General features: G+C 53.7%; 17 protein-coding genes and 1 pseudogene. 8 read left to right on the top strand and 10 right to left on the bottom strand.

What is annotated here, in order from left to right:
* Positions 1-87: 87 nt before the first annotated feature.
* The 7 genes and pseudogenes from FRD01_RS01585 (at position 88) to FRD01_RS01555 (ending at position 10,493) form a co-directional block, all read left to right on the top strand.
* Positions 88-2,028, top strand: coding sequence for an ABC transporter substrate-binding protein (locus tag FRD01_RS01585; RefSeq protein ID WP_146957006.1), 1,941 nt, complete (start codon positions 88-90; stop codon positions 2,026-2,028).
* Positions 2,029-2,052: 24 nt separating this feature from the next.
* On the top strand, positions 2,053-3,579 hold the full coding sequence (locus FRD01_RS01580) for an ABC transporter permease (RefSeq protein ID WP_146957004.1): 1,527 nt from the start codon (positions 2,053-2,055) through the stop codon (positions 3,577-3,579).
* Positions 3,580-3,587: 8 nt separating this feature from the next.
* Positions 3,588-4,841, top strand: coding sequence for an ABC transporter permease (locus FRD01_RS01575; protein ID WP_249755919.1), 1,254 nt, complete (start codon positions 3,588-3,590; stop codon positions 4,839-4,841).
* Complete coding sequence (locus FRD01_RS01570) at positions 4,813-5,853, top strand: ABC transporter ATP-binding protein (RefSeq protein WP_249755918.1); 1,041 nt, start codon at positions 4,813-4,815, stop codon at positions 5,851-5,853. Before FRD01_RS01575 ends, FRD01_RS01570 begins: the two co-directional genes overlap by 29 nt.
* Positions 5,850-6,827: pseudogene (locus FRD01_RS01565) on the top strand (ABC transporter ATP-binding protein); the annotation flags it as partial. The gene FRD01_RS01570 and the pseudogene FRD01_RS01565, both read left to right, overlap by 4 nt.
* Before the next feature lie 540 nt (positions 6,828-7,367).
* Positions 7,368-9,191 (top strand): TadA family conjugal transfer-associated ATPase, encoded by a 1,824-nt coding sequence (locus FRD01_RS01560; protein WP_146957000.1) that lies wholly within the window; start codon positions 7,368-7,370, stop codon positions 9,189-9,191.
* A gap of 3 nt (positions 9,192-9,194) precedes the next feature.
* Positions 9,195-10,493: an FHA domain-containing protein gene (locus FRD01_RS01555; protein WP_146956998.1), complete on the top strand. Its 1,299-nt coding sequence runs from the start codon at positions 9,195-9,197 to the stop codon at positions 10,491-10,493.
* Here the strand turns inward: FRD01_RS01555 and FRD01_RS01550 are convergent.
* From FRD01_RS01550 to FRD01_RS01525, 6 genes are read right to left on the bottom strand one after another with little or no spacing between them, the layout of a single operon-like run.
* Entirely contained in the window at positions 10,490-11,086 is a 597-nt protein-coding gene (locus FRD01_RS01550; RefSeq protein ID WP_146956997.1) for an MlaC/ttg2D family ABC transporter substrate-binding protein, read from the bottom strand. The two genes, FRD01_RS01555 and FRD01_RS01550, sit on opposite strands and share 4 nt — an antisense overlap.
* A gap of 51 nt (positions 11,087-11,137) precedes the next feature.
* On the bottom strand, positions 11,138-12,523 hold the full coding sequence (locus FRD01_RS01545) for a TolC family protein (RefSeq protein WP_146956995.1): 1,386 nt from the start codon (positions 12,521-12,523) through the stop codon (positions 11,138-11,140).
* Positions 12,520-13,416, bottom strand: a complete 897-nt coding sequence (sppA, locus tag FRD01_RS01540) for a signal peptide peptidase SppA (RefSeq protein WP_146956993.1) — start codon at positions 13,414-13,416, stop codon at positions 12,520-12,522. Before sppA ends, FRD01_RS01545 begins: the two co-directional genes overlap by 4 nt.
* A gap of 24 nt (positions 13,417-13,440) precedes the next feature.
* Positions 13,441-14,283, bottom strand: coding sequence for a PHP domain-containing protein (locus FRD01_RS01535; protein ID WP_249755916.1), 843 nt, complete (start codon positions 14,281-14,283; stop codon positions 13,441-13,443).
* Complete coding sequence (locus FRD01_RS01530; RefSeq protein ID WP_146956989.1) at positions 14,231-15,457, bottom strand: sodium/glutamate symporter family protein; 1,227 nt, start codon at positions 15,455-15,457, stop codon at positions 14,231-14,233. The genes FRD01_RS01535 and FRD01_RS01530 overlap by 53 nt, the downstream gene beginning before the upstream one ends.
* A gap of 33 nt (positions 15,458-15,490) precedes the next feature.
* Positions 15,491-16,939: a vWA domain-containing protein gene (locus FRD01_RS01525; protein ID WP_146956987.1), complete on the bottom strand. Its 1,449-nt coding sequence runs from the start codon at positions 16,937-16,939 to the stop codon at positions 15,491-15,493.
* A gap of 141 nt (positions 16,940-17,080) precedes the next feature.
* Between FRD01_RS01525 and FRD01_RS01520 the strand changes: the two genes are divergently transcribed.
* The gene (locus FRD01_RS01520) at positions 17,081-17,869 is read left to right on the top strand and encodes a SurA N-terminal domain-containing protein (RefSeq protein ID WP_146956985.1); all 789 of its coding nucleotides are present in this window, start codon (positions 17,081-17,083) and stop codon (positions 17,867-17,869) included.
* Here FRD01_RS01520 and FRD01_RS01515 read toward each other — a convergent pair.
* From FRD01_RS01515 to FRD01_RS01500, 4 genes are read right to left on the bottom strand one after another with little or no spacing between them, the layout of a single operon-like run.
* Complete coding sequence (locus tag FRD01_RS01515) at positions 17,836-18,405, bottom strand: BMC domain-containing protein (RefSeq protein ID WP_146956983.1); 570 nt, start codon at positions 18,403-18,405, stop codon at positions 17,836-17,838. The two genes, FRD01_RS01520 and FRD01_RS01515, sit on opposite strands and share 34 nt — an antisense overlap.
* A gap of 6 nt (positions 18,406-18,411) precedes the next feature.
* The gene (locus FRD01_RS01510) at positions 18,412-19,845 is read right to left on the bottom strand and encodes an aldehyde dehydrogenase family protein (protein ID WP_146956981.1); all 1,434 of its coding nucleotides are present in this window, start codon (positions 19,843-19,845) and stop codon (positions 18,412-18,414) included.
* Between the two features lie 17 nt (positions 19,846-19,862).
* Positions 19,863-20,150: a EutN/CcmL family microcompartment protein gene (locus FRD01_RS01505; protein ID WP_146956980.1), complete on the bottom strand. Its 288-nt coding sequence runs from the start codon at positions 20,148-20,150 to the stop codon at positions 19,863-19,865.
* A 9-nt stretch (positions 20,151-20,159) separates the two neighbouring features.
* Positions 20,160-20,462, bottom strand: coding sequence for a BMC domain-containing protein (locus FRD01_RS01500; protein ID WP_146956978.1), 303 nt, complete (start codon positions 20,460-20,462; stop codon positions 20,160-20,162).
* Between the last annotated feature and the right edge of the window lie 33 nt (positions 20,463-20,495).

Raw genomic sequence — 20,495 nt, 5'->3', positions numbered from 1 at the left:
GTTGACACCTTAGCGCCTCGTCCATATGTTACGCCGACTTTTTTCCGAGCCTAGTCGCAGATAGGCGACTCTTCTGGAGTGCTCTCAATGCCTCGTACGTTTAAAGCTACACTTTTCCTGATCGGGACGCTCGTCGTCCTCTCGCTCTTGACCATTCTGAACCTTGTGCAAACCAATTCCGCAGAACGTGCGGCGCTGGAGCTCTCCAAGAAGGTCGAGTCGTTGAATGCCTCAAATGAGCAAATCCTGCAGAAACTCAATTCGGGCGTGGCGCTCGCTGGGGGAACGGGAGGCTCGTCGGCTGGTGGGTCTGCGGACAATGGAAAATACGCGGACGCGCTCAATGACCCGGACAATATCCTTGAGGCCGCTCAGGACCTGAAAGTGCCGGCGGACGCAAAGTTTGGGGGCACGCTTCGAAATTATCTCGGTGACACTCCAAAAGGCTACAACTGGTTGACCGAGAATTCGGTGGACGTGTCCAACCTTCAGAGCCTGATTCACTCGGCTTTTGCACGTCGTGACTTCTCCAACCCAGACCGTTGGGTTCCAGACCTCGCCTACAAAGTCACAGTTTCCGACGACTTTTTGGAGTACACGATCCATTTGCGAGAAGGGGTCTACTGGCACGTTCCAAATGTTGACTTCTCGGACCCGAAGTTTGCCTGGCTCAAAGAGCAGCGCGAGCTGACTGCAGAGGACGCAGTGTTCTATTTTGAGATGGTCAAAAACCCTCAAGTTGAGGCCGGCGCTCTCAAGAACTATTACGAGGACTTTGAGAGTGCGACTGTCGTCGACAAGTACACGTTCAAGGTTAAGTGGAAGCAAAAGACTTACAACTCGATGGACTTCTCGATTGGAGTCTACCCTCTTCCAAAATGGCTCTACACCAAAGACGAAACCGGCGAGGACCTTCCTGCTGAGACCCTTGGTCTGCAGTTCAACAATCACTGGGCGTCAAAGTATGCCCTGGGAACAGGCCCCTACCGTTTCGTTGAAGCCAAGGCTAGCGAACACGTGATTTTGGAGAGAAACGACAAGTACTTTGGAACGCGATACCCAATTGATCGAATTGAGTACTCCATCGTCAAAGACCCGGAAGCTGCATATCTTAAGATCAAGGCGGACGAGATCGACGTTTTGCCAAGCCTTCCGCCAAATCACTATAAGAACGATATTCGTGACGCCAAAGATTCGGCGTTCACTCGTGGCGAGCTCAATCACCGCCTAGTAGACGTCTTCGCCTACTACTACATCGGATGGAACGCGAATAAGCCGCTCTTCCAAGACAAACGAGTCAGAAAGGCGATGACCATGGCGCTCAACCGACAGGGAATCATCGACAACGTATTCTTCGGCTTGGGTACCGTTCAGACCGGTCCGTTCTATTACAAGCACCCAGCTAACGACACGAGCATCAAGCCTATCCCCTTCAATCTCGATGAAGCCAAGAAGCTTCTCGAAGACGCAGGTTGGATTGACACGGATGGTGACGGTATCCGCGACAAGGTCATCAACGGAACCAAAGTGAACTTCGACTTCAACGTCGTCTCTTACGACCGTCCAGAGGTCCGAACCTACCTCAGTGTTTTCAAGGAAGACTTGAGGAAGATCGGCATCAACATGACTCAGCTCGCGGTGGACTGGCCGACCATGCAGAAGAAGATGGATGAAGGAGACTTCGACGCATTCACGGGCGGCTGGGGCCTCTCATGGGTCATCGACCCTTACCAGATTTGGCACTCATCTCAGGCCGATGTGCCTAAGGGGTCAAACCGTGTCGGCTTCCGCAACAAAAGAGCAGACGAAATTATCGAGAAGTTGCGCGTGACATTCGACGAGGCAGAGCGCCTCAAGATGTTCCATGAGTTCCACCAGCTCCTTCACGAAGAGCAACCCTACACGTTCTTCTACTCGCCACGAGCCACTGCGGTTTGGAATCCACGTGTACAAAACATGATTATCAACCAGACCCGGCCTCAGATGTACTCGCTCCCTTGGTGGATCGATCCTGACTACCAAAAATAGAACTTCAGCGAGGCACTAAGCGGCATGACCACGTATATCATCAAACGCATCCTCCTGATGTTTCCCACGCTCTTTGCGATCGCGGTAATCATCTTTGTGGTGCTGAATTTCGCGCCTGGACAGCCTGGCGGACAAGCTCAGAGCTCCGACGGTGCTCAGGATGCGCGTTCGGCCGAGGGTCGCGAGAGCTACAGAATCTTCAAAGAGCAGTTCAACTTCGACAAACCGGTGATGTTCAACACACGGTTTAGTCTGACCGTTAACGATGTGAATCAAGAGCTCGAGGCTCTCGCAGACTTCAACCGCCCGGTGTGTGGAGAAGGCGCTCCTGAAGGCTGTATTGAAGCGAGTGTCAGACCGTCTTCTGCCGAGATTATCAAGGCTCAGGATGTTGTCGAAGATTGGGGACTCTATATCGTTCCCCAGCTCATCGACATCGCGAACAACCACGAAAGGCTTGATGTGCGCTTACAAGCCACAAATCGGCTCTCCACAAATGCTAAACAACGACTCATCAACGAATACGGCCGAAAGCAAACCGACGAGGAGCGCGCCTACAACAAGCGTATCAATTCCGAAAACGAAATGATTAGTCAGTGGTCTAGTTCGGCGGCCTCTAAAGAGGAATTGGACGCCTTCCTCAAGGAGACTTGGAATCCATGGTTTGAGGAGAACAAGGCGCGTTGGGAGTGGAGCTTTACCGACAAGACCAAAATCTTCTTCATCGATACTCGCTTCGCGAAGTATTGGGGCAACCTGATGCGCTTTGATTTCGGCGTAAGCCACGTGGACAAGCGCCCCGTCCTTGAGAAGATCATGGAGCGCCTTCCCTATACGTTGGTCCTCAATCTCGTCTCGATTATCATCGCGTATATTCTGAGTATTCCGCTCGGAATTTGGAGCGCCTACAGGCAAAACACCAACGCGGACAGGGTTCTCACGGGCGTTCTATTTGCCCTCTACAGCCTTCCGAGTTTCTTTGTCGGCGTCTTGTTGTTGCAAACCTTCGCCGATGGCGACCCGTTTGGTTGGTTCCCGACAGGCGGTTTCGCGGGTCGACTCCCAGACTGGTACGGCCCACGCCCTGGCATAGCATCAACCGACGACATGACCGTTCTGGAATACACCGCCAGCATGACCTATCACCTGATGCTGCCTGCGTTCTGTTTGACCTACGGAAGTATTGCTTCGCTTTCACGATACGCACGTACCGGAATCCTCGATACCATTCGCGCCGACTTCATCAGAACCGCTCGCGCAAAAGGCTTGAGCGAAACCATGGTGGTCATCAAGCACGCTGTGCGAAACGGCATGATTCCTGTGCTTACGCTCCTCGGCACCATGCTCCCCGCGCTTATCGGTGGCTCCGTGGTCATCGAATACGTATTCAATATCCCCGGGATGGGACTCTTCATGTTCGAGAGCATCTTCGCACGCGACTACAACGCGATCATGGGTGTCCTACTAATTTCCACCGTGTTGACCCTGGTTGGCTTGCTGCTCTCAGATATTAGCTACGCCGTCGTCGACCCACGAATCAGCTTCGATTGAGACACAAGATGAGTGAAGAACAAGCTATCGAAGAGATTCGCCAGAAAGCGGACCAAGAGTTTAAGACTTATGGGGAAATCGTCTGGACACAGTTCAAGAAGTACCCGCTGAGCTTTTACAGCATGTACGGCGTCTTGGTGCTCTTTGTGGTCGCGACTTTTGCACCCATGATGGCGCTCAACGTGCCATTCATGATTTCGATTCCAAGCGGCGTTGGGCCAGCTCACCTCGAGGGGCTTCATTTCCCCTGGTTTGCCTCGCTCTTTGACCAGAACTTCTTTGAGAATGGTCTGGACATCTTCTTCAACACCCTACTCTTCACGTGCCCACTTTCGCTCGTGGCGTGGTTCGGGATCAAGAAGACTCGAAAGTTCGCGAATCGCAGGGTCTACGCAGCGTTCAGAACGAAGTTCGTTCTCTGGGCCACGCTCATCAACACGGTCGTCTTCGTAGCTGCCTATTTCCTCGATTATCGCCAACCCTACGTCGACTATCTTGGACTCGCCGAGCTCGAAGGTGTGAGCTCAATTTTCCCTCCGCTCAAGTACTCTTACCGTGACGTGGACGTCATGGCCGTAGTCGCGGATCCCAGCTGGAAGCACTGGTTAGGCACAGATCGCGAGGGCCGCGACGTGTTCACACGTATTCTCTACGGTACACGTATCTCGCTAACTATCGGTGTCGTCGCCGTGGGCATCTACACTGCTATCGGGGTCATTCTAGGCGGCCTCGCAGGTTATTTTGGAAAATGGGTCGACCTCGCGGTTTTGAGGCTGATCGAGGTCATGATTTGTTTCCCAACCTTCTTCTTGATTCTTACGCTGCGTGGCTTCATTGATGACCCGAGCATCTTCCACATCATGCTCATTATTGGAATCACGGGTTGGACAGGCATCGCGCGCCTGGTTCGTGCCGAATTCCTCCGTCTAAAGAAGCAAGACTTCGTACAGGCGGCTATCGCGCTCGGGCTCACGCAGAGACGCATTATCTTCCGCCACGTCATGCCCAACGCCCTTGGACCCGTATTCGTTGCGGCCACGTTTGGCGTAGCTGGAGCGATTCTCATCGAGGCTTCTTTGAGCTTCCTCGGGCTCGGTCCCGCCACGGCACCAAGTTGGGGTCAAATCCTTACCGCAGGTCGAGAGACGAACCGAATGGTTCTCACCCTCGCTCCGGGTTTTGCGATTTTCGTCACCGTCATGCTTCTGAACCTTGTGGGCGAAGGTGCACGTGATGCACTTGATCCCAAACTCAGGAAATAGCCATATGTCCGAGTATTTGCTCGAAATCAAAGACCTGAAAACTCACTTCTTCACTGATGATGGCGTATTGCCATCCGTTGATGGTGTTTCGTACGCCATCAAGAAGGGAGAAACACTCGGTGTGGTGGGCGAGTCCGGCTCTGGAAAGTCGGTGACCTCGTTGAGCATTCTGAGATTGATTCCAAGCCCTCCGGGCAAAATCGTGGGCGGCGAGATTCTTTTCGAAGGAAGAGATATCACCAAGTTCTCTGAAGAGGAGATGCGCCAGCTTCGTGGAAATGACATTTCCATGATTTTCCAGGAGCCGATGACGAGCCTCAATCCCGTCTTTACGGTCGGTGACCAGATCGTTGAGGCTATCCTTCTGCATCAAGACGTGGAGTATCCGGAAGCGCGCGAGATGGCGATCAATATGCTCGAGCGCGTGGGAATCCCATCTCCTCGCCAGAGGATCGACGAATACCCGCACCAGATGTCGGGCGGTATGAAGCAGCGTGTCATGATCGCTATGGCCCTTGCGTGCCGACCAAAACTCTTGATTGCAGACGAGCCCACGACGGCGCTCGACGTGACCATTCAGGCGCAGATCCTCGAGCTTCTAAACGAACTCAAAGATGAGTTTGGGATGTCGATTCTCTTCATCACCCACGACCTTGGGGTCGTTGCGGAGACGTGCGATCAGGTTGCGGTGATGTACGCGGGCAAGATTGTCGAATATGGAAACGTCGAGACGATCTTCGAAAACCCGGCCCATCCGTACACACACGGACTTTTCCACTCGCTGCCGAGCTTCGAGTCTTCGACCATCCAGAGAAAGAGACTCTACGTGATCCCTGGCATGGTGCCGCGTCCTCAAGACTTTCCAACGGGCTGCCGGTTTCGGACACGTTGTCCATTCGCAACAGAGAAGTGTTCGACGCAGCCTCCCACGGAAGAGATCGAGCCGGGCCATCTGGTTGCTTGTTGGTTCGCTGACGATGTGCAGAGCGGAAAGCTCAAGGAAGAAATATGAACTCGCCTGCAGCAAAGCCTTTGCTCGAGGTCAAGAACCTCAAGAAGTACTTCCCCATCACAAAGGGGCTACTCTCGAGGACAGTCGGGCATGTCAAAGCCGTGGATGATGTCTCGTTCACAGTTATGCCGAACGAAACTGTCGGCCTGGTGGGCGAGTCGGGATGTGGCAAGACCACGGCCGGTCGCACTCTGCTGCGACTCCTTGAGCCAACTTCAGGGGAAGCGTTCTTTGAAGGTCGGGACGTTTTTAAGCTTGAACGCGAGGAATTGCGGGCTGCACGCCGAAACATGCAGATCATCTTCCAGGACCCGTTTTCAAGTCTTAACCCAAGGATGACGATCGAGAGCATCATTGGGGAAGCCCTCGAGTTTCACAAAATTGCAAAGGGCGATAGGCGCCGTGAGATGGTCGAGGAGCTACTCGTGAAGGTCGGCCTCCAACCATCGTATATCACGCGATATCCGCACGAGTTCTCGGGAGGCCAGCGCCAGCGACTCGGCATTGCCAGGGCCCTTGCGCTGAACCCGAAGTTCATCGTGTGCGACGAAGCGGTCAGTGCGCTCGATGTGTCGGTCCAAGCACAGGTCATCAATCTTCTTCAGGATTTGCAGGAAGAATTCAACCTGAGCTATCTCTTCATCGCCCACGACCTTTCCGTTGTGAAGCATATCTCCGACCGAATCGCCGTTATGTATCTTGGGCAGATGGTTGAGATGGCCACCTGCGATAACCTCTTTGACACGCCACGGCACCCTTACACACAAGCTCTGCTCTCGGCGATCCCGCACCCAAAACCCGGTGTCAAACAGGCTCGTGTGGTTCTTAAGGGTGATGTCCCCTCCCCTATCAACCCTCCAAGCGGCTGCCGGTTTCACACCCGATGCCCTGCGTGTTTTGCACCATGTTCCAAACACGAACCGAAGACGGTGGAGTTGGAGCCCGGACATCTTGTGCGCTGTCATCTCTACGACAAGGAGTTTGCACCCGCAGATTTGACGGTGTTCGAGAAGCTCCCACGTCCGGTACCAGAGAGTGGACTGCAGCCAGCAGAGACGCCTCAAGAGAAGGCGACAAAAGAGCTTCGTGCCAAATTTGCAAACGCCTCAGATGTTGAGCGAGACGAGGTCTGCCTTGAGCTTGTTCGCCATTTGGTTGAACAACGCGGGCACGCGCGAGAAGCAAACGACCTCTTTGAATCCCTACCCGAAGAAACTCAGGATGCGGAACTGCGGCTCAAGCGCAAGATCGCTGAAGAACTTGAGGATTGGGACGAAGTCGCTCGTATTCTCGAAATTCTGATTGCCCGAACCGAAGATTCGACCGAGAAGTCGAGGCTCACGAAGACGCTCCTTGTGCTTTATAAAGACTTGGGACGCTCTGATGACGCCGAGCGACTCGAATCGGAACTCGAGTCAGAACCCGAGGCAGATTCTTGACAGGTCTCCAATGCATCTGTCACCATCCCACGCAGTTTCGATGATTCAATATTTGCGCTCAGGAGGACCCTCCGAATGTTCACCGTTACAGTAAGTGAAAAGGGAGGACAGCAATCCACCTTCGAATTTAACAAGTCGGAGATAACGATTGGCCGTATGAAGGGGAACGACATTGTTCTGCCAAAGGCGAACGTGTCGAAGAAGCATTCCATTATTGTGGTACGCGACAATGGGTTTGCGGTCTCGGACTTGGGAAGCCTGAATGGCACCTATGTCAACGGCGAGCGAATCGCTGGAGAAAAACCAGTGATTTCTGGGGATACGATTTTCATAGGCGACTTTAGCCTACAGATCGAGAGCATGCATGCTGCCCCACCTCCGCCTCCTCCCGGCCCTCCGGAAATGGATTTCGAAGAATTGATCCCTGAACTTGACGACGAGCTAGACGTGGAGCCTATGGCAACGCCACAGCGCCTCGACGCGGAGCCGCGGTCGAGAACCCCCGGCCCACAGCCGCTTGAACCGCCCGTGATGGACGTGGAGCTCAGCCCGCTGCCCGTTGAAAAGCCGGTATGGAACCCGAAGAACGACGACGTGACCGTCGACCGCCCGGGCGACCGTTTGGGGCGCACGCCAGCTGCTACAGTTGGCTCAGCGGTAATGATGAGCGAGGAGATTGGATCTGAGTTCGACCCTAAGTTCCATGCTGCGCAACACGACGTCGCCACCGTTCTCTTCGAGACGGTCGCCTATCACGAGTTCCCGCTGACCTATCCTCCTAGCCCCGAAGATCGCGAACGACTCACCAACGCTGTGAGGCAAGCAGTGAACACCGTTGGGCCGCGTGTTGACCACGAAGAGTTGGTCAATCTCGTCACGGCGGAGGCGGTTGGGCTCGGATGCCTGGAGGCATACCTCGATGACCCCTCGATTCAAGATATCTACGTGAATCGATTTGACCGCGTGAATATCCGTCGGGATGGGGAGTTGGTCCAAGCCGCACGTGCATTCAGCCACCCGCAACTTCTTCATCTTGTGGCCTACCGTTTGCTCGGCCCACGAGAAGTAGACGTATTGACCGACGAGGTCCGATTCAGTGATGGCACCCGCGTGCATATCATGATGCCGCCACTCTCTGTGGATGGACCGGTCATCACGATTCGAAAACCCAACTTGCGCCACCAATCGCTCGATGAGTTGGTTCAACAAAACGTGCTCTCAGCCTCGATGGCGGAATTCCTGGTTAGCGCTGTCAAAGCCGGGCGTTCTATCGTGATTGGGGGGCCCACGAGTGCAGGTAAGTCCACCTTGCTCGGTGCCTTGGCGCAAGAGATCCCCGGTTCGCATCGAATCGTGTGTATCGAAGATCACTCTCAAATGATGGCGCCGGCCCACGCAGTGCGGCTCGAGGCAAATCCGGCTCTCGGCTACGATTCGCGCTTCCTCATTCGTTCTGCACTTTCCATGCACCCACAAAGAGTTGTGCTCGATGAATGCCGTGGCCCCGAAGCCTACGACTGGGTTACTTCCGCATCGTGCGGGACCGAAGGAAGTATGCTCGCCATGCACGGGACCAGTTCCGCCGACGTCATGGGACGTCTGGAAAGCCTTTGTATTCTTGGGAGCCAGGACTTAAGCCCGCGCGGCATTCGTGAACAGATCGCACGTGCGGTCAACCTCGTGGTCATCGTGAGTCGAGTAAAGCACCAGGGTTTCAGGGTTCAGCAGATCTCAGAGGTCCAAGGTGTCGATCTCGACGCGTTCCGACTCAACGACATCTTCTATTTCCGGGTCGAAGGCCAAGACGGACAATTCCACCCGACTGGATACGTCCCCCTCTTTTACGAAGACCTGAGGCACTCTGGCGTAGATGTCGATTTCGGCATTTTCCGAGAATAATCTATGTTCACCCTTACCATCGAAGATGCCAACGGGCAGATTGCGCACAGATTCACGTTTGACCACGGCTCCTACATCGTCGGTCGACACGAGAGCTGCGATATCGTGATCCCGTCCACGGCTGTAAGCCGACAGCACGCTCGGATCTTCGTGGACAACGGACGTTGCTTTGTTGAAGACATGGGCAGTTCAAACGGCGTCATTGTGGATGGCCAAAGGGTTCTGAAACAACGTGATTTGGGTAGCGCGTCGCAAATCAAGATTGGAGACTTCTACCTCTATCTCGAATTCAAAAGGCAGGAGAGCAACCGTGCCAACATGCTGCAAACGCTCTTCATCCAAGACTCGGATGGTCATCACAAGATCGTGCGCATCAACGATTCCTTCGCCGGGGAAGAGTTCGGATTAAGTGAAGTCGAGAACACAATCGGGCGAACTGACGAGAACTTCATTCTTCTCTCCGACGCGTCGATTTCTCGAATGCACGCAAAGGTCGTGCGTCAGGGGGAGAGCCATATCGTTGAGGACCTCGGCAGCTCAAACGGCACTCGAGTCAACGGGAAGCTCATTAAGCAACCCACGCCGGTTAACCCAGGCGACCGCATCCACTTTGGGAATATCGAGTTTGTCTTCGTCACCGGTTCGACTCAAGTCAACCCTGCCGACTACGCTTCGCGCCCCGGCTCCAGTAAGTTTTTCGTCACTCTGGGACTCGGCGTTTTACTCCTGCTCGGAATCACGGTTGGCGCAGTCTTGGTGTTCGGATTCTTCTCGCTGAAAGACAAAGACCCCGCGGTCGAGAATGTCGCCGCAGAAGACACGATCGACCAGCGCGCCCAAACTCTTCTCACCTCCGCCGAGAAACACATCGCGCAACGCGACTTTCAGGCTGCACAGGTGAGTGTGGATGACCTCTTGGCGCTCGTGCCCGACCATCCTGAAGCTTTGAAGCTTAAGGACACCGTAGCCAAGGAAGTCATCGCTGCAAATCTCTTGGAAGATGGAGAGAGGCTTTTGGAAAAGGGGCAACACTCAGAGGCCCGAGATGCACTGATGCGGATCGAAAAAGATACCCATGCTTTCGAGCGTGCCCAGCCTACCCTCACTCATATCAACTCTACACTCGCCTATAAGCTCTCTAATGAGGCCGTGAGGCTTTCTCGGAGCCGTGACAAGGAAGATTGGTTGGAAGCTCGCCAGAAGGCTCTCAGCGCTCTTGAGTATGAGCCTGGAGACGAGAAGACCGAAGAGCTGGTGGCTGAGATTGAAAAGAAGCTTAAAGATAAAAAGGTTAAGTTCTAACCCTTCTTAATCTCTTTAACTTTTTCTTTCATGAGTTTGATAAGTTCCGCCCATCCATCCGTCTCGATGATCTCGACGTAGGACTCGCGATACGTCTCTTCAAGACTAATATCGTCAATGACCACATCGTAGATGACCCAACTCTTGTCGCGTTGAAGCAAACGGTAGTCAATGGGGCGACTCTCTTCTTTATACTTCACGAGACTCTTGACGATTGCACGGTCCCCTCTGACTTTCTCGTCTTCGTAAGAGATCTCATACTCTGAAGATTTGAACGACTTTCCGCCGAGACGGACTTCGTAATTGGAGCGCAAGAGTTCTTGCAAAAGGTCTAGGAATTCAGCCTGCTCTTCAGGTGTCCGCTCTTCCCAGTGCTTGCCCAAGGAACGCGAAGCCAGTTCTCGAAAATCCAGGGTCTCGTTAATAACTTCTCGTAGCTTTTCGTCACGCTTCTTGGTCGGCTTTTCCGCCACGAGCTTTGTAATCTGATTGGTTTTTGATTGAACATACTCAGTCGCAGGTCCGGCCCATGCGACCGAACCAACCAGTAGTGCTGTTCCCAAAGCGATTGTGCTAACAAAATTCTTCATCATCCTATAACTCCCAAGTAGAGCCTCGTTTTGGTAGACGAGTGCCCCAGCTCATTATTCATTCGGCAATTCGCTCAGGCCCAAGCCCTTTGCCAGGGCAGCTTCAGCAATGAGGTACTCGTAGTGTGCTTGATACCAAGCGACTTGTGCTTCGAAATAAGCCTTCAGGGGATCGATACCCTTAGAGATATCCGCGCCTGCCGTTTGCACTGAGAGCCCAAATTGGTCTCGCCAGCGCCGTGCTGCTTCTAGCCGTCGGTCTTGAACAAGAACCTTTTCCCGCGCCGTCGCCAAGTCCGTCCAGAGCTTCTGAACCTCCAGACGTATCGCACCGATAGCCCTTTCTTGTTTCGCCTGAATGTCCGCGAGGTCTGCATCTGCCTCGTCCAACTTGCCATCGAGCTGGACAAAATCAAAAGTCCATTCCAATCCAAGAGCGATATCCACTGTCAAGAAGCTCAAAGGGTTTGAATAAGGTTTGGCAAAGAGATCCGCGGTATCTACACACTCAGAAGACGGCGTTGGCCGTCGGCAAACCTCTTGCAGCGCGAGGTTCTCCGTCGACACGCCGAAACCGAACCGCGCGGCCACGAAAATATTGGGATAGAAATCGTTGACTGCCTTCTGGCGCAGCAGTTCTCGCGCTGCCACGCCACGCGCCAACATCTTGAGATCGGGTCGGTGCGCAAAGGCTAACTCCTCGGCCTCTTTCATGGTCAAAACTTCTGAAGGCGATTCGGTAGGAAGTGCTGCAACCAACGGTTCGCCCTCTAGTTGCGTCAAGTACACAAGGCCCGCCGAAGAAATCGAGGAGAGCTTTTGATTGTCGAGTCCTCTCGCGTCGAACTCAGCGTCGAAAATCTGGAGCTTTCGCAAGTCTTCCGTGCTGAAATCTCCTTCCCCGAAGTCCCGAGCCTCTTCCATCTCGGCGAGTTTGGGCTTTATCAACTCTGCGCCTTCGTCGAGGAGTGCCTGAAAGGCTTGAGCTAGCTGATAAGAGCGATAAGCTCGCTTGACCTGAAACTCCATGTCCCTCAGCGCTTCTTCCTTCTGGAGCGCCGCTACGTCCACCCCCAACTCTGCCAATTCTTGAGCGGTCGAGAGCTTCCCGAAGGTATAGACAGGCATCAGCACCCGAGTGTCGTTTCGAAGGTACGGGCCGAAGTTAAAATCCAAGAATTGGTCTATATTGCTTGAGAATTGGTCCAACTCAGCTTCGCCCGGCACTGGTGCCAAGATAAAGCTGGTCTGAACCTTCGGAGTCCACGCGTAATCCGCCCTATATTGTTGAGCACGTGCTTTCTTTGACCGCGCCTCGAACTCCTTGACCAGAGCGGGGTTGGACACGGCTCGCTCGACCGCCGATTCTAAGGTCAACGTCTCAGCAAATCCGTCAGAAGCAAAGCCAACGAGCAATAACAAGAGAACAAATCTATTCAAAACGGCCCCACGTACCGATATTCAATCACTGGTGTCGACTGAATCTTGGCTTCGCTCACGGCGCCTTTGACACCGTCTTTGAGCAATTCTGCCAAGAATGAGGTCTCTATCACCGGATATGCCAACTTTGGCTCACCTTCTATCTTCGCTTCCTTCGCCACCCAATTCACGGCGTCATCGAAGGTTCCGAGCTCGTCGACGAGCTTGAGTTCCTTGGCTTGCCGTCCAGTAAACACGCGCCCATCCGCTACTTCTCTAACCTTCTCTTTGTCCAATTTGCGCGCTTCAGCGACATCGGTGATGAACTGGTCGTAGATGTCGTCGATGAGTTGTCGAAAATACGCTTCATCCGTGTCATCGAACTCACGGAAAGGTGAGCCCGAATCCTTGTATTCGCCGGTCTTTACCGTATGAATCTCAACATCGACCTTCTCAACCAATTTGGAGACGTTGAACAATTGTGTAATCACTCCGATAGAGCCCGTCACGCTGCCAGAATTAGCAAAAATCTTGGTTGCGCCTAGCGCCAGGTAATAGCCACCGCTCGCGGCAGTGCTACCCATTGACACGGCCAGAGGCTTCTTCTCAGAAGCACGCTTTACAGCCTGGTACATCTCTTGGCTCGGGGCCACAGCACCACCCGGCGAATCCACACGAACCACAATACCTTTGATGGTCTCATCTTTGGCCAATTTCTGAAGGCGAGCGACCACATCCTTACTCTCCATGATGGGACCGTTGATTTCCACGACGCCGATATTTGCATCGGAGAAATCCATCCCGTCTCCCGAGGCGACCAGAATCGTCGCTGAGAAGAGAAAGAACATCAGGAACATCGCCCCAAACACCAATAGAACTGACACGATGCCTTTGCCCTTCGTACTTTCACTCATGTGTTCTCCTTCACATTCGTCCCATCAAAACACGACGCCGAGTCGCTCGGCGAGCGGTGTCCACATCGAAACCGGAAAATCCAGTCCCGGCCTTGAGTCACCTTTGGGTGTGCCATGGTAGTCCGTGCTCGCGCTCTTGAGAATTCCCAAAAGGTCCGCCATTCGTCGATATCGCGCAATTTCACTTTCCGTGTGGGATGGGTGCATCACTTCGACGCCATCCAACCCCTGCTCCACCCATTTCGCAAGTTCGCCTTCTTCTACACGGTCTTTACCTGGATGGGCCAGAACCGAGACGCCGTTGGCTGACTTTATCGTGGATATCGCGCTACTCACGCTTGGCCATGGGGATTCGATGTAGAGTTTCCCACCTGGTTTCAGATATTGCTCGAAAGCTTCCGCAACTGACGAGACAACCCCTGCGTCCACGAGAGCCCGTGCCAAGTGGGGTCGTCCGGGGCTTTCGTGCTTCAAAAGGCCTCCCTGAACACCTTCTTCAAGCAAGCCAAGTTCTACGGCACGCTCCGCCATCAACTCCATACGTCGAACGCGGTCTTGACGCCTCGCAACCCCATAATCCGTGAGCAGGTTCGGGTCCACGCCGAGCCCGAGGATATGAATGGTTCGGCCTTCTTGGGCCGAAATCTCAATCCCAGGTATGAAAACGAGCCCAAGCTCTTGAGAGGCCTTCTGGGCTTCGGCACATCCAGACGTTGTGTCATGGTCGGTCAGTGCCCACCCAACAACACCAGATTCCCGCATCTTCTGAGCCAATTGTGAGGGAGTATGGAGGCCATCACTCTGTGTAGAGTGGCTATGAAGCTCGATGCGCAGAGTGTTCGCTGGCTTCTTCTTGGACTGAACCATCTGTACCATCCGAGAGCTCGACTTCTTCCGAGTCGGAACACTCCGATCTGGCTGGTTCCGTGTCAAGGATCACTTCCGCACCAGCGGAAGCGTCGACTTCATCGCCAACGAGCTCATCAACCGAGAGATTGCGCCATTCCACTTCATCAGTGAGTCGCTCTAGATTCGACACGGATTCGGCCAGGGCGCTATCTGCAGCCCCGTGCCCCCCTTGCAAAAGGGAAACGTGCAGCCGCTCAAGCGCGGTGAAGCAACGTTGCTTTTTCGCTTCGATGCGTCGTCTGGCTACCTCGAGCTTTTTGCTCACCTGAATCTGTTCGGTCACTTCACGAAGCGTCGCATCAATTTCGCGCGCGAGGTGCTGGTCCTTGATGGCTGTGAGCTCGGCACGAAGCACCTTCGCACGTTCCTCAAGTTGTCTTGAGCGCGTAACTTCTAAAGCATTCTGAAGTTCCTCAGCTCGTCTTGCAAAGGCAACCAGGGCTTCCGTCGTCTCACGCGTGATGGCTCGAGCCCGCGCCTTAAGGTCGTCTTCCTTGGTGCGTTCGAGTTCCCGCTGAATCGCCTCATATAGCGCCCTACCCTGACGAATATCCTGAGCCTCCTCGCCGCGAAGTTCCTTCTCAGCTTCATTCAACTTGCTCCAAAGCTCGTCGCGATCAAAACGCAGCCGTCGAAGCCCCGCTGCGAACGAGAGAAATAGCCCCCAGATCGCACCGCTAGCCAATGAAAAGGCAAACTCTGAACTTGAGAACATGTAGAAGCCAACACTCGTTGAAACCCAGATTCCGCCCGCCATGGCCAGTGAGAAGAGCGCTGCCCAACCAAGTTTTTCAAACCGGGTCCCTTCCCCAAGCGTGAAGGCCACGGAGAGAAAAGCACCACCCAGTGCCGCCGATAGCATCGGCTCAACGTTCCAGGTCACCATCATCACGACGCCGGCCAAAACACTGAGTACGAGCCGGAGCATCGGCGTCCCTTCCCGAGAATCCATGAGATTCGACATCAAACCCAGGGTAGACCCAAACGAAAGGGCGAGAAGGCTCGAGACGGGTGCACCTGCCACGAGGTGGAGAAGAAATGCTACGACACCGGCAATCGCGCCTCCTCCGAAGAAGTGCACCACATCTCGCTGATAGTATCTTGAATTTTCGAGGGATATTCGCACAGACATGACGTGACTCCTTTCGAGCGCAAACTTGGGCAATTAGAAGAGGTCGACACTACGGTTGATGGAGTTTCCACGCGCTTTGGCCTTCTTGATGGTGGTGCGACCTTCCGCAGAAGATGCAGGCACATTATCTATCGTAGCCTTCAGGGCTTCCAGATCTTGATCAGCCTTTTCGTATTGAGCATCGTTTGGAAGCGCGACCTTCTTTCGTGTGACCCGCACCGAACGCTGTGTTCGTTCAATTCTGTCTTTGGCTTCTTCTGCTTTACCAGAGCCGTAGAGCTCCATGGCCTCTTGCATTGAGTTCGCAATCTCAATCTGTTGCACGCGCGCGACCACTGAGGGATCCACCACTTCGGCAGCCTTGGCAGCGTCCGTAGTCGTTGCGACTTTGAGTTCCAAGAGACCGCTTACTGGCTTGTCATGAATCACATCCTGGTAGCTCAGCGCGACATCAAGTACCGGAGAGGTTCCCTGGGGAAGCAGCTCCGAAACTCGGAGTTTCATCAAAAGGCTCTTCGTCTCGGCCGACCTAAACTCAGCTAAAGGAACGATCACTTTCCCGCCCTCTTCCTTGAAGTTGAGCCCGAACACTCCCGCGCTCTCAACACCAGGCGCCAACGTAATCAATAGTGCGGCGTCACGCGCCACCGTCGACGCCAATCCCTTCAACTCTTCTTCGAAAATCGAAACGATTCGTTTCGCATCGTCGATGAAGTAGTAGTTGCCCGCTCCAGTATTTGCCATTTCGGTCATCAGATCTTCGTTATAGTCCAATCCAACGCCTACCGTCGTGACTGAAATCTCGTTCTCCAAGGATGTGCGTGTCAGACGTGTCAGCGCTGATCCCGACGTCATACCGACGTTCGCATGTCCATCCGACATTAAGATTACGCGATTGACGAAGTCTGGATTTTTCCATCGCGAAACCTCAGAGTATCCCGACTGGAACCCACCCGAGAGGTTTGTCCCACCACCTTCAGCCATACGCTGAATGGCTGAACGCAATCTGATTCGATTTGTTTCATTGATCTCAGCGGAGGGAAAGTCGACGCTCACATCCGTCCCGTAGCTCACAAGGGCGATGCGGTCGCCTTCCTCCAGTTTATCCACCATTCGCAACGCAGCCTCTTTGACTTGGTCGAACTTCTCGCCGGACATACTTCCCGACCTGTCCACGACGAGAGCAACGTTGAGAGCAGGCCGTTTTGCGCCCTTGTAGTCAATCGCGCTGGTATCGAAGGTGGCGTAGATCTCTTTGGATTGCCCAGCCATTACATAACCGTTCGAGAGGCGGGCCTTGAGGCTCAATGTCCCATTAAGGTCAGCATTTGTGGTGGGCACCGTCGGTAAATCTACTGGCGTGGCCACCTTAGTTACCGGCACAGGGTCAGGTTCAACCGAGACCTTTTCCTCCTTACCCATTACCAATGCCGCAATGAGTAACATTGCGACGACTGCTCCGATTGTTGCGAGTTGTTTCATGGCTTCTTCTCCTTGTGTGTTCTTCACGACATCCCTCTCAACGTGCAGTCCAACGGGTTGGATCTAAGTTTCTCAGAATTTTGTAGAAAAACCCCATCCCTTCCTTGGAATTTTTCGGAAGGATTTCGGATTTTTCTATCGATGAAGATTTTTCTACTCATAACATTGTTTTCAATGTCGCTCTTAGGGTGTGACAAGGCGCAACCGTCGGAAGTTCCATCTATACCGAAAACAGCGGCCCCTGCCGCTTCAAAGGCGGATTTGGTTCGTACGGAGTGGGCTGCGCGAGTCAATGGCTATGAGATCGATGTTGCCGATGTAGACCGCCAAGTCCTGAAGTTGCAGAGGCATAGGATATCCAACGGACAGAGCTGGACTCCTATCGAGCGTCATCAGGCACGAGAAAGAATTCTCAACGGACTCATCGAACAGGTCCTCTTGGCGCAGCACTTCGAGGTGCCTTTTTCAACATCCAACCCCGAAGAAACCGAGAAAACGATTCGGCGAGAAATAGAAAAAACTCTGAGGGTCAATGAAGACGACCTCGCACATATTTTCCGGGCGATTACTCGTCGCGAGGCGCTGGAAACTCAGCTTCGTGTTGAGCAAGCCAAGTCCAAGGCACTTGTACAAACGAAGCCTACGCGATGGACGAAAGCCACCTGGGTTGCGTCCTCTCAACTCTCACCAGATATCCGTAACGAGCTTCTACAGAACGGACACACCATTCGACGCGTTCAGCACGAAATGCACTATTACCAGGTCACGGAAAAGCGCACGGTTCCCAACCCGGATTTTGAGAAAGTTAGACCGCAGCTGGAGATTTTGGCTCGTGAAAAGGGGATCAGGGAAGCCAGAGAGAAGCTCATCGTCAACCTGAGGAACAACTCGGACGTTCAGACCCGTCCCGCTGAGAACGCAGGGCGCTGATGCATCGCTGCTACCAGGTCTTCATGGGGTCGAGAGATTACATCTAACGAGATGGCACGGCCATCGAATGCACTTAGAAGTTCGGACTGGAGATAATCCATATCCGACAACTCCCCTTCCAAAACAAAATACCCCTTTCCACCAATAGTTTGCGCGAGGTGCAAGTCAATCAACCTCGACTCTACAAGTTTGGCCGAATAATCAAGCGCTGCAACAGTGCTGGCCACGTGCTTCCACTCCGCCATTAGGATCGCGTCACCGGAAAATTCGGAATACTTGCCCGAGAGGCCAGCACCAACCAGCGAATGCGGCTGCGGTAAGAAGACTTCGTCGATCAGATACTCCCCTACCGTGGCCAGGGCTTCTTGATGAGACTCTTCCACGCTCGCCACATCACCTTCAAAGAAGACGATAAACTTCCCAGGCGTGTGTCGGTCGGCATGTAGAACCCGCACGGGCGCACGCTTTAAAAGCGCATCTAGCACTTTTAAGCCTCGTGTGATCACCGACGTTTCTATGCAAGCAAATGCGCTCAAAAGGTTTCACACAATGCGGAAGTACTCTTTAAGTGTGCAACGGCGCTCACGCGTAAAACTCAACGCGGTCGTCAATCCCTCACCCGTCGGACTTGCGATGGTCCAAGAGGTGTAGCCTTCCCCACCACCGCCAATTCCTGCGACGCTCGGGGCGTTTTTGACGAAAATCGACGTGTTGGTCTTGCGAGCCATCTTGTGGAGTTTTTCGATATTGTGGCTGTACATCACCGAAGTGTGGAAATAGTTGTGTTCGACGCGGTAAGCCATATCGATAGCGTCATCCACATTTCCGGCACGTACCATACCGATAACAGGCATCAACATTTCGTGCTGAACAAACGGATGTTTCTCATCCACTTCAGCGAGTACGAGGCGGATATCGTCCGAAACGCGGATTCCAATATCGGCCAAAATCACCGATGGATTTTTACCGACGTACTTACGATTGACGTGGTTATCTGGAGTGATCAGCAGTTTCTCAAGCTTCGCGAGGTCGCGCCCACTCACCTGGACGACGTCGCGGGCGAGCAGCTCTCGTTTGAGAATATCGTAGATCTCATCGACCGCGATGATCTCTTTTTCTGCAATACACACGATATTGTTGTCGATGGATGCGCCAGCAATGATCCCTTCAGCGGCCTGCTTAATATCTGCAGTTTCATCCACAACGACAGGTGGATTTCCCGGTCCAGCTGCCACTGCACGTTTCCCGGAGTTCATGGCCGCTTTGACCACCGCCCCACCGCCAGTCACTGCAACCAGTCGCGTGGTCTGATGGCGCATAACGCCATTCGCACTCTCCACGGTCGGATTCGCAATGCTGGTCAGGATGTTTGAAGGGCCGCCAGCCGCAACAATAGCGTCATTGAGAAGCGATACAGTGTAGTTACAGACGCCTTTGGCACTCGGATGGACGTTAAAGACCACCGAATTGCCGCCCGAAAGCATGCTGATTCCATTGTTTACAATCGTCTCAGATGCGTTTGTGCAAGGGGTGATGGAACCGATGACGCCAAAAGGAGCGCGCTCCATAAGAGAAAGCCCGTCATCGCCACTAAAGGCCTTGGGTTCCAAAATCTCGGGACCCGGGGTTTTCAGTGCGGCGAGTGCGTTCTTATGAAACTTATCGCCAACGCGTCCGAGGCCTGTCTCTTCAACGGCCATCCTCGAGAGCGTATCGCGCTGATCCATGATGGTGTCGCGCATGGCTTGAACGATTTTCTTTCGATCGGCCAGTGACACGTCTTGGAAGGCAACAAATGCCTCCCGAGCCGCACTCATGGCTTCGTCTACGTCGTCAAAGACGCCGTGGGCGTGTGAGCCTTGGCGTCCAGCCGAAGCCACATACGAGCCTGAAGTCGCGCTTCGACTCGGTGGCAAATCTTTCTCAAGTCGCTTAACCACCCGATCTACGATCAGGTTAATGCTGCGCTCATCCATGTCTCACCGCCTCACGGCTATTTTTCGTATTTTAAGCTGTCTTCGACCGTCACCTGGTCCACGATGGCCATAACCACCGCGTCCACAGGTCGGTTTTGAGTTAGCTGTGTCTGACGCGCGGAACTTCCCGATGCGAACATGACAACCTCGCCCACACCTGCGCCCACGGCATCTGCCGCGACCACAACGTTACCGGCGGCGTTCATCGACGCATCCACAGGACGCAGAACGAGGAATCTCAGGCCCTCGAGCACATCCTCTTTCCGCGAAGCCACGACTGTTCCTATCACTTGGGCAAGTTGCATGATGCTCCCTTATTTGGAGACCTTTTCAGCTGCATCACGACGGCCAAGTGGAAGCACGAGGTCAACGTTGACGTGAGGACGTGGAATCACATGGACAGCAACCAACTCACCCACGCGCTCAGCGTAGCGAGCACCAGCGTCCGTTGCTGCTTTCACCGCTGCAACATCTCCGCGAACGATGGCTGTTACATAGCCACCGCCGGTCTTTTCGAATCCAACCAATTCAACTTTGGCTGCCTTTACCATCGCGTCCGATGCTTCCACCATGGCTGCGAATCCACGAGTCTCAATCATTCCCAATGCGTCTGCCATCTTTCACCTCTTATGCTTAGCTTTTTTGTCTTT

This window comes from Microvenator marinus (genome assembly GCF_007993755.1).
Classification (GTDB): domain Bacteria; phylum Myxococcota_A; class Bradymonadia; order Bradymonadales; family Bradymonadaceae; genus Allomicrovenator; species Allomicrovenator marinus.
The sequence above is the reverse complement of the archived record's forward strand: the minus strand, read 5'-3'. Positions and strand labels throughout refer to the sequence as shown.

Coding starts and splice junctions, on each gene's coding strand:
- FRD01_RS01585 (WP_146957006.1), top strand. CDS start 88: ATGCCTCGTACGTTTAAAGCTACACTTTTCCTGATCGGGACGCTCGTC.
- FRD01_RS01580 (WP_146957004.1), top strand. CDS start 2,053: ATGACCACGTATATCATCAAACGCATCCTCCTGATGTTTCCCACGCTC.
- FRD01_RS01575 (WP_249755919.1), top strand. CDS start 3,588: ATGAGTGAAGAACAAGCTATCGAAGAGATTCGCCAGAAAGCGGACCAA.
- FRD01_RS01570 (WP_249755918.1), top strand. CDS start 4,813: ATGCACTTGATCCCAAACTCAGGAAATAGCCATATGTCCGAGTATTTG.
- FRD01_RS01560 (WP_146957000.1), top strand. CDS start 7,368: ATGTTCACCGTTACAGTAAGTGAAAAGGGAGGACAGCAATCCACCTTC.
- FRD01_RS01555 (WP_146956998.1), top strand. CDS start 9,195: ATGTTCACCCTTACCATCGAAGATGCCAACGGGCAGATTGCGCACAGA.
- FRD01_RS01550 (WP_146956997.1), bottom strand. CDS start 11,086: ATGATGAAGAATTTTGTTAGCACAATCGCTTTGGGAACAGCACTACTG.
- sppA (WP_146956993.1), bottom strand. CDS start 13,416: ATGAGTGAAAGTACGAAGGGCAAAGGCATCGTGTCAGTTCTATTGGTG.
- FRD01_RS01535 (WP_249755916.1), bottom strand. CDS start 14,283: ATGGTTCAGTCCAAGAAGAAGCCAGCGAACACTCTGCGCATCGAGCTT.
- FRD01_RS01530 (WP_146956989.1), bottom strand. CDS start 15,457: ATGTCTGTGCGAATATCCCTCGAAAATTCAAGATACTATCAGCGAGAT.
- FRD01_RS01525 (WP_146956987.1), bottom strand. CDS start 16,939: ATGAAACAACTCGCAACAATCGGAGCAGTCGTCGCAATGTTACTCATT.
- FRD01_RS01520 (WP_146956985.1), top strand. CDS start 17,081: ATGAAGATTTTTCTACTCATAACATTGTTTTCAATGTCGCTCTTAGGG.
- FRD01_RS01510 (WP_146956981.1), bottom strand. CDS start 19,845: ATGGATGAGCGCAGCATTAACCTGATCGTAGATCGGGTGGTTAAGCGA.
- FRD01_RS01505 (WP_146956980.1), bottom strand. CDS start 20,150: ATGCAACTTGCCCAAGTGATAGGAACAGTCGTGGCTTCGCGGAAAGAG.
- FRD01_RS01500 (WP_146956978.1), bottom strand. CDS start 20,462: ATGGCAGACGCATTGGGAATGATTGAGACTCGTGGATTCGCAGCCATG.